The organism is Bradyrhizobium sp. (genome assembly GCF_049581145.1).
In the GTDB taxonomy this organism is placed as follows: domain Bacteria; phylum Pseudomonadota; class Alphaproteobacteria; order Rhizobiales; family Xanthobacteraceae; genus Bradyrhizobium.
This window is the reverse complement of sequence record NZ_JBAURI010001038.1, coordinates 1-11,796: the sequence shown is the minus strand read 5'-3', so window position 1 is coordinate 11,796 and position 11,796 is coordinate 1. Positions and strand designations below refer to the sequence as shown.

Here is an 11,796-nt window from a genome sequence, read left to right as displayed (position 1 = left end):
GCGTATAGCTCGCGATGACGCTGTCCTTGTCGAGCTTGACGGCATTCAGCCCGATGATCGATGTAGTCTTGCCGGCGTTCCATTTGAATGGCGTCGAACTCGGCGCCTTTTCGCAGGCGGCAACGGCGTCAGCGAAAACATAGCCTTCGACGAAGGCCTTCATCGTTTGAACCTGAACCGCCAATCGCCAATTGATATAGAACGCGGCACCGAGGCCAACTGCAAACAGTACAAAAAGTCCGATGATGATTCTCTGAAATGTCATATCTTCCCACCCCAACCTGTAAATCTAGAACGGCATCCCCATCAGTTTCGACAATCGTTCGATCGAGAAATAACCGGCGCCATAGGCCATCATGGAAAGGGCAAAAATCACCGCCGAGATGACCGTGGTCCAGATCAACTTGCGGCCCATCTGGCTCGCGATCGGAGCGCCGGGATCGGTGCCGGGCGCCCCACCGCCATCCTCGTGCTGGCTGCGCACGCCGAACGGCAGCGTCACGAACAGGGTGATCCACCACAACACGAAGTAGATCGCGAACCAGGTTGAGATCGTATAGGCCATGGTTCAGGCCTGTTCGATCTCGACCAGCGCGCCGGAAAAATCCTTCGGATGCAGAAACAAGACCGGCTTGCCGTGCGCGCCGATTTTCGGCTCGCCATCGCCCAGCACGCGCGCGCCTTCCTTGATCAGAATGTCGCGCGAGACGATGATGTCGGAGACTTCATAACAGACGTGGTGGATGCCGCCGTCGGCATTGCGCTCCAGGAATTTCGCGATGGGCGACGCCGCGCCAAGCGGCTGAATGAACTCGATCTTGGTGTTCGGAAGCGTGACGAAGACGGTGATGACGCCATGCTCCGGAAGCGGCACGGCATCCGATATCGCGGCACCGAACGCCGCACCGTAGATTTTCGCGGCCTTCTCGGCGTCCTTGACCGCGATTGCGACATGATTGAGCCGGCCCAGCATGGTGCCCTCCCTATTTTTAGGTCTTAGACTTGCAGAACGTGGACCATGCACAGCGGCTTCTTGCCCCAGTGTTCGTTCAGCACGGACCGCACCGCCCGGCGTAATGATTCCGCCAGCGCGTCCGGATCGCGCCGCCGCGCCCGCGGCAGACCCTCGACGGTCGACACCACCACGTCGAACACGATGTCGTCGAGTTCCTCGCCGGCCCCATTCTTCTCGGGGATGCCGACAAGATCAACCTCGGGATCGTCGGCCAGTTCGCCTTTTTCGGTCATGCCGATGGCGACGAAGACGCAGCCGGCAAAACCCATCCGCCGTCGCTCGACCACGGCGCGCGACTTGGAATCCTCGATGATGGTGCCGTCCTTGTAGAGCCGCCCGGACGGGAGCTGATCGATGATGCCGGGATCACCGGCTCCGAGCTTGACCAGATCGCCGTTGCGGCAGATCAGGACCTTGGGCACGCCCGCGGCACGTGCCAGCCGTGCGTGCTCGAACAGATGCAGTGCTTCGCCGTGCACCGGGATCAACAGCTGCGGGCGGGTCCAGGCGATCATGTCGCGCAGCTCGTCGCGGCGCGGATGGCCGGAGACATGGACGAGATGGGTGCGGTCGGTGACGACCTCGACGCCGAGGTTGATCAGGCCGTTGATGATGGCGCCGACCGCCTTTTCGTTGCCGGGAATGGTGCGCGAGGAAAAGATCACGCAGTCACCCTTGTTCAGCGTCACCTGCGGATGGTCGTCATTGGCAATGCGCGAGAGCGCCGCACGCGGCTCGCCCTGGCTGCCGGTGCACAGCGCCAGCACCTTGTCGGGCGGAAAATGGCCGTAAAGGTCGGTGCTCCTGAAATTCTGCACGCCATCGAGATGACCGGTTTCGCGCGCGACCTGCACCACCCGCTCCATGGCGCGACCGACCACGACGACTTCACGATCGGCGGCTTTGGCGGCATCGGCGACCGCGCGCAGCCGCGCCACGTTGGAGGCAAAGGTGGTGACCGCAACGCGGCCTTTGGCGGCCTTGACCAGTTCGAGAATGGTCTTGGCGACCTCGGCCTCCGACGGCGAGCGTCCTTCCCGCACCGCGTTGGTGGAATCCCCGATCAGCGCCAACAAGCCGGCATCGCCGAGCTCGCGCAGCCGCCGCTCGTCGGTCGGCTTGCCGATAATGGGGGTCGGATCAATCTTCCAATCCCCAGTGTGCAGCACGGTGCCGAGCTCGGTATGGATCGCGAGCGCATGCGATTCCGGAATCGAGTGGGCGACCGGAATGAACTCGACGCTGAAAGGCCCGATGTCGATGCGGCCGCCGGAGGGCACGACCGTGACCGGGATTTTCGGCGGGTTGCGCTCGGATTCGCATTTGGCCTGGAACAGCGCGGCGCTGAACCTGGTGGCGTAGATCGGGCATTTCAGCCGCGGCCAGAGATCGATGATGGCGCCGAAATGGTCCTCATGGGCGTGCGTCAGCACGAGCCCGACCAGGTTGCCGCGCTGCTTTTCGAGAAAGCCGATGTCGGGCATGATCAGATCGATGCCGGGCAGATGCTCCTCGTCGCCGAAGGAGACACCGAGATCGATCGCGAGCCAGGACCGCTGGTGGCGGTTGCCAAGCCCGTAGATCGACAGGTTCATGCCGATCTCGCCGACGCCCCCGAGCGGCGCAAAGGTCAGCTCATCCGGACGCGCCATCAGGCCGCCCCTGTCGAGGCCGCCGAGCCGAAATACACATCACCCGCGGCGATCGGCACAAGCCTGCCTGCCATTGTCCGTACGATCATGCAGCCTTGCTCATCAATGGTCTCAAAGGTGCCCTCGATCGCGGCACCGCCCGATTTGACCGCGACGGCCTGGCTCAGTCCGGCGGCACGCTCCAGCCACAGCTTTCGGATTTCGCCAAACCCGTGACCGTTATCCCAGATGCTCCGGAACTCGGCCCAACCGTCCGACAAAGCAACAAAGAGTTCCTCGGCGGCAATGTCAATGCCGAGGGCACGGAGCGAGGTCGCCGGTGTCGGCGTCCCCTCGGGGGCTGCGACGACATTGGTGCCGATGCCGACCACCAACGCGAGGCGATTTCCGACGGTCTCCGCTTCCAGCAGGATACCGGCGAGCTTGCGTCCCCCGGCCAGCACGTCATTGGGCCATTTCAGCGCGAAGTTGAGACTGTCCGAACCCGCCGCCCGCATCGCGGCTTCGATGCTGATCTTGCGCAACGCCGATTCCAACGCCAGCCCCGCGGCAAATCCAAGCGTTGCGGCAACCGCGGGCGCGACCTCCATCACTTCAAGGACGCTACTGGCGAGATTGCCGCGCGGCGCAATCCAGGGCCGTTGCCGCCGTCCGCGCCCCGCCGTCTGCTCGGTGGTCACGAACCATAAAGGACCGCGCTCGCCGTCACGGGCACGCGTCAGTGCCTCGGCGTTGGTCGATCCGATCTGGTCAAAAGCAACGAGCCCGTAACCCCCGGACGCGGCGCGCGGGCCGAGCGCGAATGGCATCTAGAACAGCGATTTCGCGGCTGATGTCGCGACGCTGACCAGAGGTCCCGGATAGACAAAGAAGAAAATGTTGAAGAGCCCGGCAACCGCCAGCACCGTGCGCAGTTCCAGCCGCATCGGCTCGACCTTGGCGAGCGGCTCGTCGAAATACATCACCTTGATGATGGTCAGATAGTAATAGGCGCCGACCACACTGGTGACGACGCCGATGACGGCTAGCGTGAACAGCCCCGCCTTGATCGCGGCGATGAAGACGTAGAACTTGGCAAAGAAGCCCGCCAGCGGTGGAATGCCGGCCAGCGAGAACAGCAGCATCGCAAAGAAGAACGCGAGCAACGGGTTGGTGCGCGAAAGGCCGGCGAAATCGCTGATATTCTCGACCGACCGGCCGTTGCGCTTCATGGCGATGATGATCGCAAATGAGCCGAGCGTCATCGCCACATAGATGGAGAGATAGACCAGGACGCCCTGCGCGCCCTCGACGGTGCCGGCGGCAAGCCCGACCAGCGCGAAACCCATGTGACCGATCGACGAATACGCCATCAGCCGCTTGATATTCTTCTGCCCGATCGCTGCGAACGATCCGAGCGCCATCGAGGCAATCGCCACGAACACGACGATCTGCTGCCACTGCGTGACAATGCCTGGAAAAGCGGTGAGCGCCACGCGCGTGAACACGGCGAGCGCGGCGACCTTGGGGGCGGAGGCAAAGAACGCGGTCACCGGCGTCGGCGCGCCCTCGTAGACGTCGGGTGTCCACATGTGGAACGGCACCGCGGAAACCTTGAAGCACAGCCCTGCCAGCAGGAACACCAGGCCGAACACGATGCCGAGGCTGCCGGTCTTTGCCACCGCCGCAATGCCGGCAAAACTGACGGTGCCGGTGAAGCCGTAGATCAGGGAGGCGCCGTACAGCAGCATGCCCGACGACAATGCGCCGAGCACGAAATATTTCAGGCCGGCTTCGGTCGATTTCGCGTTGTCGCGGTTGCTGGCGGCGACCACGTAGAGCGCGAGCGACATCAGTTCGAGCCCGAGATAGAGCGCGATCAGGTCGCCGGCCGAGATCAGCACCATCATGCCGAGCGTGGAGAGCAGGACCAGGATCGCATATTCGAAAATCCGCCGCGACGGATCGGACAAAAATTCGATCGACAGCAGCAGCGTTGCGACCGAGCCGATCAGCGCCACGATCTTCAGGAAGCGGGCAAAGTCGTCGACGATGAAGCTGCCGCCGAACGTCGTGAGCTTGCCGGCTGGCAGCGTCAGTTCCAGGATGCCGGTGACGATCAGCAGGCAGACCGCAAGGCCGAGGACCAATGCGGTCACGCCTTGCCCGCGATAGGCGCCGAGCATCAACAGCACCATGGCGCCCACCGCGAGCACCATTTCGGGTACGACCGGCAGCAACTGATAACCCGCGGTCTCAAAGCTCATGGCATGCCCCTCACCTGCTGTTGTCAGTGCAACAGCGCGGCGGCCTTCACAGCCGTCACCGCGGTGGTGTAATTGTTGACGAGTTGCTGCACCGACGCCGCCGACATGTCCAGCACCGGTTTTGGATAAACGCCGAACAGGATGGTCAGCGCGACCAGCGGAAACAGCATCACGCATTCGCGGAGCGTGAGATCCTTGATGGTCATCAGCGACGGCTTGATCAGCGCCCCGAAGATCACCTTGCGATAGAGCCAGAGCGCATAGGCCGCCGACAGGATCACGCCGGTGGTGGCGAAGAAGGCGGTCGGGATCGAGACCTTGAAGGTGCCGATCAAGGTCATGAACTCGCCGACGAAGCCGGAGGTGCCGGGCAGCCCGATATTGGCCATGGTGAAGACCATCAACACCAGGCCATAGAGCGGCATCCGGTTGACGAGGCCGCCATAGGCGGCGATTTCGCGCGTGTGCATGCGATCGTAGATGATGCCGACGCACAGGAACAGCGCGCCGGAGACGATGCCATGCGAGATCATCTGGAAGACGCCGCCGGCGACACCCTGCATGGTGCCGGCGAAGATGCCCATGGTGACGAAGCCCATATGGGCGACGGAAGAATAGGCGATCAGCTTCTTGATGTCCTCCTGCATCAGCGCCACCAGCGACGTATAGATGATGGCGATGACCGACAGCGAATAGATCAGCGGCGCGAAGTCGTGCGAGGCCAGCGGGAACATCGGCAGAGAGAAGCGCAGGAAGCCGTAGCCGCCCATCTTCAACAGGATCGCGGCCAGGATCACCGAGCCGGCGGTCGGCGCCTCGACATGGGCGTCCGGCAGCCAGGTATGCACCGGCCACATCGGCATCTTGACGGCAAACGACGCGAAGAACGCCAGCCACGCCCAGGTCTGCAAGGAACGCGGCACCGCGGTGTGCATCAGGGTCGGAATATCCGTGGTGTCGGCGTTCCAGTACAGCGCCATGATCGCGAGCAGCATCAACACCGAACCGAGCAGCGTGTAGAGGAAGAACTTGAAGGAGGCGTAGACCCGGCGCGGGCCGCCCCACACGCCGATGATCAGGAACATCGGAATCAGGCCGCCCTCGAAGAACAGATAGAACAGCACGAGGTCGAGCGCGGAGAACGTCCCTATCATCAGCGTTTCCAGGATCAGGAACGCCATCATGTATTCGCGCACCCGCACCGTCACCGATTTCCAGCTCGCGATGATGCAGAACGGCAACAAGGCGGTGGTCAGGATCACGAAAGGCAGCGAAATGCCGTCGACGCCCATGTGGTAGTTGATGCCGGTGGCAAGCCAGGAGCCCGTTTCGACGAACTGAAAGTCGGTCTGCGCAGGATCGAAACGCGCAACCAGGATCAGCGACACCACGAACGTGATGAGCGTGGTCCACAGCGCGATCCAGCGCGCATTGCGCCGCGCCGCCTCATCGTCGCCGCGGTTGAGATAGACCAAGAGCGCGCCAACCAGCGGCAGGAAGGTGACGACCGAGAGAATGGGCCAGGTTGTCATCACTGGCCTCCAAAGCCGAACATGAACCAGGTGATCAGACCGGCCACGCCGATCAGCATCGCAAAGGCGTAGTGGTAGAGATAGCCAGTCTGGATTTTCACGACGTTGCGCGTGACGTCCAGCACGCGCGCCGACACGCCATCCGGTCCGAAACCGTCGATGATATAGCCGTCGCCGACCTTCCAGAGCGTGCGCCCGATCCACTTCATGGGACGCACGAAGATGAAGTCATAGAGTTCGTCGAAATACCACTTGTTGAGCAGGAACTGATAGAGCATCGGCTGCTCGGCGGCGAGCTGTTCGGGGATATAGGGCCGGCGGATATAGAAGAGGTAGGCGATCGCCAGGCCGATCAGCATCATCACGAACGGCAAGAATCCCAGAAGATGTGGCATCTGCTCCATGTCTTCGAGGATGTGCGGGTTCATCTTCACGGAGTCGCGGAAGAACTCCTCGACGCCGTGGCCGACGAACACCTCGCGGAAAGGAAAGCCCGAGAAGATGGAACCGGCCGCGAGAACACCGATCGGAACCAGCATCCAGACGGGAGCCTCATGCGCCGCCTCGTAATGCTCCTGATCGTGAGGCTCGCCAAAGAAGGTCTTGAAGATCAGCCGCCAGGAATAGAACGAGGTCAAGGCCGCGGCGACGACCGTCAGCACATAGGCATAGGTCGATACCGGACTATGCGACGCATAGGCGGACTCGATGATCGCATCCTTGGAAAAGTAGCCGGCAAACAGCGGAAAGCCGGTCAAGGCCAGCGTGCCGATGCACATCATGCCGAACGTATAGGGGATCTTGCGCCACAGCCCGCCCATCTTGCGGATGTCCTGCTCGTGATGCATCGCGTAGATCACCGAGCCCGAGCCCAAGAACAACAGCGCCTTGAAGAAGGCGTGCGTGAACAGATGGAACATGCCGACCGAATAGGCGCCCGCCCCCATCGCCACGAACATGTAGCCGAGCTGTGAACAGGTCGAATAAGCGATGATGCGCTTGATGTCGTTCTGCACCAGACCGATGGTTGCCGCGAAAAACGCCGTGGTCGCGCCGATGAACATCACAAACGACTGCGCGTTCGGCGCGAGTTCGAACAAGGGCGACAGCCGCGCCACCATGAAGACGCCCGCGGTCACCATGGTCGCGGCGTGGATCAGGGCCGAGACCGGCGTCGGGCCTTCCATGGCGTCCGGCAACCAGGTGTGCAGCAGGAATTGCGCGGACTTGCCCATTGCTCCCATGAAGAGCAGCAGGCAGATCAGCGTCATCGCGTCGGCATGCCAACCCAGGAAATCGATGGTCTTGCCGGCAAGACCCGGCGCGGCGCTGAAGATGGTGTCGAAATCGACCGAGCCGATCATCATGAAGACGGCGAAAATGCCGAGCGAGAAGCCGAAATCGCCGACGCGGTTGACCACGAAGGCCTTGATCGCCGCCGCGTTGGCCGACGGCTTCTGGTACCAGAAGCCGATCAATAGATAGCTCGCAAGGCCGACGCCTTCCCAGCCGAAGAACATCTGTACCAGATTATCGGCGGTCACCAGCATCAGCATCGCGAAGGTGAACAGCGAGAGATAGGCAAAGAAGCGCGGCCGGTACGGGTCCTCGTCCATGTAGCCGATCGAATACAGATGCACGAGCGACGACACGGTGGTGACCACGACCAGCATGACCGCGGTCAGAGTATCGACCCGCAGCGCCCACGACACCTGAAGATCGCCCGACTCGATCCACGGAAACAATGCAATCCGGGCGTCGTGATGCATGAAGCCGACGTCGACGAAAGTTACCCAGGACAGGATGGCGCACACGAACAACAGGAAGGTCGTGATCAGCTCGGCTGCGCGCGATCCGGCGGCCGGCGGCTCGACCGCAGCATGGTCGTCGTGACCGTGGTCGTCATGGGCATCGGGTTCGTGGCTCGATGCGTGGATGACGCTCGCATCCTCGCTGACATCGGGCGCACCGTGGCCGTGCGCGTCGGCATGGTGCTCGACGGTATCGCCGCTCGGGCACCGCGCATGCGCCCCGAAGATCGAGATCAGGCCGGCGAGAATAGCGCCCAGCAGCGGCAGAAAGACGATTGCCTGGATCATAGCTGGGTCAGCCCTTCATCAGATTGACGTCCGCAACGGCGATCGAACCGCGGTTGCGGAAATAGACCACGAGCACGGCAAGCCCGATCGCGGCCTCTGCAGCGGCAACCGTCAGCACCAGCAGGGCGAACACCTGGCCGACAATGTCGCCGAGGAAGGTCGAGAACGCCACCAGGTTGATATTGACCGCGAGCAGGATCAGCTCGATCGACATCAGGATGACGATGATGTTCTTCCGGTTGAGGAAGATGCCGAGAATGCCCAGCGTGAAAAGGATCGCACCGACGGCCAGATAATGCCCGAGCCCGATCGTCATTGCACCCACTCCGCCGCATCCGCGTCCACCAGCCCCTGGCCCGAGGCGACCTTGCGCACCGCCATGGCGATCTCCGGCGTTCGCGCATTCTGCACGTTGACATCCTGCCGCTTGACGCTCGCCTTGTGGCGCAAGGTCAGCACGATGGCGCCGATCATCGCGACCAGCAGCACCATGCCCGCGAGCTCGAAGTAGTAGATGTATTTCGTGTAGAGCACGAGGCCGAGCGCCTCGGTATTGCTGACATTGGCAGGGATTGCAGCCGTGATCGATTTGGCGGTGCCGGGATTGATCACCCAGCCGCCGCCGACCAGCAGCAGTTCGACCATGAACACCCCGCCGATCACAAGCCCGATCGGCAGATATTCGATAAAGCCTTCGCGCAGTTCGGCGAAGTCGACATCGAGCATCATGATCACGAACAGGAACAGCACCGCGACCGCGCCGACATAGACCACGACCAGGATCATGGCCAGGAATTCGGCGCCCATCAGCACGAACAGGCCGGAAGCGTTGACGAATGCCAGGATCAGAAACAGCACCGAGTGCACGGGATTGCGCGACACGATCACCATCAAGGCGGATGCCACGCAGATACCGGCGAACAGATAAAAGAACAGCGCGGGAAGGATCATCGCTTATGCCCCGTCACCGGTACGGCGCGTCGAGTTCGATGGATTTCGCAAGATCGCGCTCCCAGCGGTCACCATTGGCGAGCAATTTCGCCTTGTCATAGTAAAGTTCCTCGCGCGTCTCGGTCGCGAATTCGAAATTGGGGCCCTCGACGATTGCATCGACCGGGCATGCCTCCTGGCACAGCCCGCAATAGATGCATTTCACCATGTCGATATCGTAGCGCACCGTGCGACGGGTGCCGTCGTTGCGGCGGGGACCTGCCTCGATCGTGATCGCCTGCGCGGGGCAGATCGCCTCGCACAGCTTGCAGGCGATGCAGCGTTCTTCGCCGTTTGGATAGCGGCGCAGCGCATGCTCGCCGCGGAAGCGCGGCGAAATCGGCCCCTTCTCGAACGGATAGTTCAGCGTCGGCTTCGGCTGGAAGAAATAGCGCATGGCGAGGAAGAATGCCGATACGAATTCCGACAGCAGCAGCGATCGAGCGGTGGCGTTGACACTCATGGCGACCTCACTTCGGCGCGATGTCGGCGAAATGCAGCACGCCGGCGACAACGATCACCATTGCCAGCGACAGCGGCAGGAACACCTTCCAGCCGAGCCGCATCAATTGATCGTAGCGGTAGCGCGGAACGATCGCTTTCGCCATCGCAAACATGAAGAACATGAACGATACTTTGAGCGCGAACCAGATCACCCCGGGAATCCAGGTGAATGGCGGCAGCGCAACCGGCGGCAGCCAACCGCCCAGGAACAGGATGGTCGCCATCGCGCACATCGTGGTGATGGCGACATATTCGCCGAGCATGAACAGCAGATACGGCGTCGAGCCGTATTCCGTCATGAAGCCCGCGACCAGTTCCGATTCGGCTTCCACCAGATCGAACGGCGGCCGGTTGGTTTCAGCCAGCGCCGAGACATAGAACACCACGAACATCGGAAACAGCGGCCAGACATACCAGTTCAGGATGGTCAGCTGCGGCAGGCCGATCAGGCCGCCGATCCCGCGGGTGTTCTGCGCCTCGACCACGGCAGAGAGATTGAGCGAGCCCGCGCACAACAGCACGGTGATGATGACGAAGCCGATCGAGACCTCGTAGCTCACCATCTGCGCCGCCGAGCGCAGGGCGGCGAGGAACGGATATTTCGAGTTTGACGACCAGCCGGCCATGATGATGCCGTAGATCGACAGCGACGAGATCGCGAAGATGTAGAGGATGCCGACATTGATGTCGGAGATCACCCATCCTAGATTGGTGGGGATCACTGCCCAGGCCGCAAGCGACAGCACGCAGGACACCAAAGGCGCGAGCAGGAAGACGCCCTTGTTGGCGCCGGCCGGGATCACCGGCTCCTTGAATACGAATTTCAGCAGGTCGGCGAAGGACTGGAACAGGCCAAAGGGACCGACCACATTCGGTCCGCGCCGGATCTGCACCGCAGCCCAGATCTTGCGGTCGGCCAGCAGGATGTAGGCGATCGCGACCAGCAGCAGCACCAGCAGCAGGACGCTTTCCGCGACCATGATGATCAACGGCCAGAGGAAGCCGGTCCAGAACTCGCTTGCGAAGAAATCAGCCATCAGGTCACGCTCACTCCGCCGCCGTCAGCATTTGCCCCAACGCCAGGCGCGAACACTCCGCCATCACGGCCGAAGCGCGCGCGATCGGGTTGGTCAGGTAGAAATCATCCACTGTCGACTTGAACGGTGCCTTCTCCACCGTTCCGCCGCCCCCTGCAAGCGTCTTGATGTCATCCGCTGTGCCGGCCTCGATCTGATCGACACGCATCAAATGCGGCACCGCCTTGAAGATCGCCGCCCGCAATGCGGCAAGCGAATCATACGGCAGCTTCTTGCCTAACGTATCAGACAGCGCGCGGATGATGGCCCAGTCCTCGCGCGCCTCCCCCGGAGGGAATGCTGCGCGGCCCGCGATCTGCACCCGGCCCTCGGTATTGACGTAGATGCCGGTTTTTTCGGTATAGGCGGCAGACGGCAGGATCACGTCGGCGCGGTGCGCGCCGCGGTCACCATGGGTGCCGATATAGACAACGAAGCTGTCGTCCGGCACCTTGACCTCATCGGCGCCGAGCAGGAACAGCACGTCGAGCGTGCCGAACGTCGTCATCTGGGCAGCCGTCAGCCCGCCCGCCCCCGGCGCAAAGCCGATATCGAGCGCGCCAACGCGCGATGCCGAATCGTGCAGGACGCCGAAACCGTTCCAGCCGTCCTTGATCGCGCCGAAATCCAGCGCGAGCTTGGCCGCGAGCGCCAGCACCGCGGCGCCGTCGTGCCGCGCGGC

12 protein-coding genes are annotated in these 11,796 nt (G+C 62.3%); all 12 read right to left on the bottom strand.

Annotated features, from left to right (window positions below):
* Positions 1 to 289: 289 nt before the first annotated feature.
* On the bottom strand, positions 290 to 565 hold the full coding sequence (locus WCB02_RS33585) for a DUF1467 family protein (RefSeq protein ID WP_423965231.1): 276 nt from the start codon (positions 563 to 565) through the stop codon (positions 290 to 292).
* Positions 566 to 568: 3 nt separating this feature from the next.
* Positions 569 to 973, bottom strand: a complete 405-nt coding sequence (gene mce / locus WCB02_RS33580; RefSeq protein ID WP_423965229.1) for a methylmalonyl-CoA epimerase — start codon at positions 971 to 973, stop codon at positions 569 to 571.
* A gap of 23 nt (positions 974 to 996) precedes the next feature.
* Positions 997 to 2,667, bottom strand: coding sequence for a ribonuclease J (locus WCB02_RS33575; protein ID WP_423965227.1), 1,671 nt, complete (start codon positions 2,665 to 2,667; stop codon positions 997 to 999).
* Entirely contained in the window at positions 2,667 to 3,476 is an 810-nt protein-coding gene (locus WCB02_RS33570; RefSeq protein ID WP_423965225.1) for a biotin--[acetyl-CoA-carboxylase] ligase, read from the bottom strand. The genes WCB02_RS33575 and WCB02_RS33570 overlap by 1 nt, the downstream gene beginning before the upstream one ends.
* Positions 3,477 to 4,913, bottom strand: a complete 1,437-nt coding sequence (gene nuoN / locus WCB02_RS33565; protein WP_423965222.1) for an NADH-quinone oxidoreductase subunit NuoN — start codon at positions 4,911 to 4,913, stop codon at positions 3,477 to 3,479. It abuts the gene before it with no gap.
* 23 nt (positions 4,914 to 4,936) lie between these two features.
* The gene (locus WCB02_RS33560) at positions 4,937 to 6,445 is read right to left on the bottom strand and encodes an NADH-quinone oxidoreductase subunit M (protein ID WP_423965219.1); all 1,509 of its coding nucleotides are present in this window, start codon (positions 6,443 to 6,445) and stop codon (positions 4,937 to 4,939) included.
* Positions 6,445 to 8,544: an NADH-quinone oxidoreductase subunit L gene (gene nuoL, locus WCB02_RS33555; protein WP_423965217.1), complete on the bottom strand. Its 2,100-nt coding sequence runs from the start codon at positions 8,542 to 8,544 to the stop codon at positions 6,445 to 6,447. The genes WCB02_RS33560 and nuoL overlap by 1 nt, the downstream gene beginning before the upstream one ends.
* Before the next feature lie 7 nt (positions 8,545 to 8,551).
* Positions 8,552 to 8,860 carry an NADH-quinone oxidoreductase subunit NuoK gene (nuoK, locus tag WCB02_RS33550; RefSeq protein WP_423965215.1) on the bottom strand — a complete coding sequence of 103 codons (309 nt, stop codon included), beginning with the start codon at positions 8,858 to 8,860 and terminating at the stop codon, positions 8,552 to 8,554.
* The gene (locus tag WCB02_RS33545; RefSeq protein WP_423965213.1) at positions 8,857 to 9,495 is read right to left on the bottom strand and encodes an NADH-quinone oxidoreductase subunit J; all 639 of its coding nucleotides are present in this window, start codon (positions 9,493 to 9,495) and stop codon (positions 8,857 to 8,859) included. Before WCB02_RS33545 ends, nuoK begins: the two co-directional genes overlap by 4 nt.
* Before the next feature lie 13 nt (positions 9,496 to 9,508).
* Entirely contained in the window at positions 9,509 to 9,997 is a 489-nt protein-coding gene (gene nuoI / locus WCB02_RS33540; RefSeq protein ID WP_423965211.1) for an NADH-quinone oxidoreductase subunit NuoI, read from the bottom strand.
* Positions 9,998 to 10,004: 7 nt separating this feature from the next.
* Positions 10,005 to 11,075, bottom strand: coding sequence for an NADH-quinone oxidoreductase subunit NuoH (gene nuoH, locus WCB02_RS33535; RefSeq protein WP_423965209.1), 1,071 nt, complete (start codon positions 11,073 to 11,075; stop codon positions 10,005 to 10,007).
* A gap of 10 nt (positions 11,076 to 11,085) precedes the next feature.
* A partial coding sequence (locus WCB02_RS33530) for a molybdopterin-dependent oxidoreductase (protein ID WP_423965206.1) occupies positions 11,086 to 11,796 on the bottom strand: 711 nt, incomplete at its 5' end.

Coding starts and splice junctions, on each gene's coding strand:
- WCB02_RS33585 (WP_423965231.1), bottom strand. CDS start 565: ATGGCCTATACGATCTCAACCTGGTTCGCGATCTACTTCGTGTTGTGG.
- mce (WP_423965229.1), bottom strand. CDS start 973: ATGCTGGGCCGGCTCAATCATGTCGCAATCGCGGTCAAGGACGCCGAG.
- WCB02_RS33575 (WP_423965227.1), bottom strand. CDS start 2,667: ATGGCGCGTCCGGATGAGCTGACCTTTGCGCCGCTCGGGGGCGTCGGC.
- WCB02_RS33570 (WP_423965225.1), bottom strand. CDS start 3,476: ATGCCATTCGCGCTCGGCCCGCGCGCCGCGTCCGGGGGTTACGGGCTC.
- nuoN (WP_423965222.1), bottom strand. CDS start 4,913: ATGAGCTTTGAGACCGCGGGTTATCAGTTGCTGCCGGTCGTACCCGAA.
- WCB02_RS33560 (WP_423965219.1), bottom strand. CDS start 6,445: ATGACAACCTGGCCCATTCTCTCGGTCGTCACCTTCCTGCCGCTGGTT.
- nuoL (WP_423965217.1), bottom strand. CDS start 8,544: ATGATCCAGGCAATCGTCTTTCTGCCGCTGCTGGGCGCTATTCTCGCC.
- nuoK (WP_423965215.1), bottom strand. CDS start 8,860: ATGACGATCGGGCTCGGGCATTATCTGGCCGTCGGTGCGATCCTTTTC.
- WCB02_RS33545 (WP_423965213.1), bottom strand. CDS start 9,495: ATGATCCTTCCCGCGCTGTTCTTTTATCTGTTCGCCGGTATCTGCGTG.
- nuoI (WP_423965211.1), bottom strand. CDS start 9,997: ATGAGTGTCAACGCCACCGCTCGATCGCTGCTGCTGTCGGAATTCGTA.
- nuoH (WP_423965209.1), bottom strand. CDS start 11,075: ATGGCTGATTTCTTCGCAAGCGAGTTCTGGACCGGCTTCCTCTGGCCG.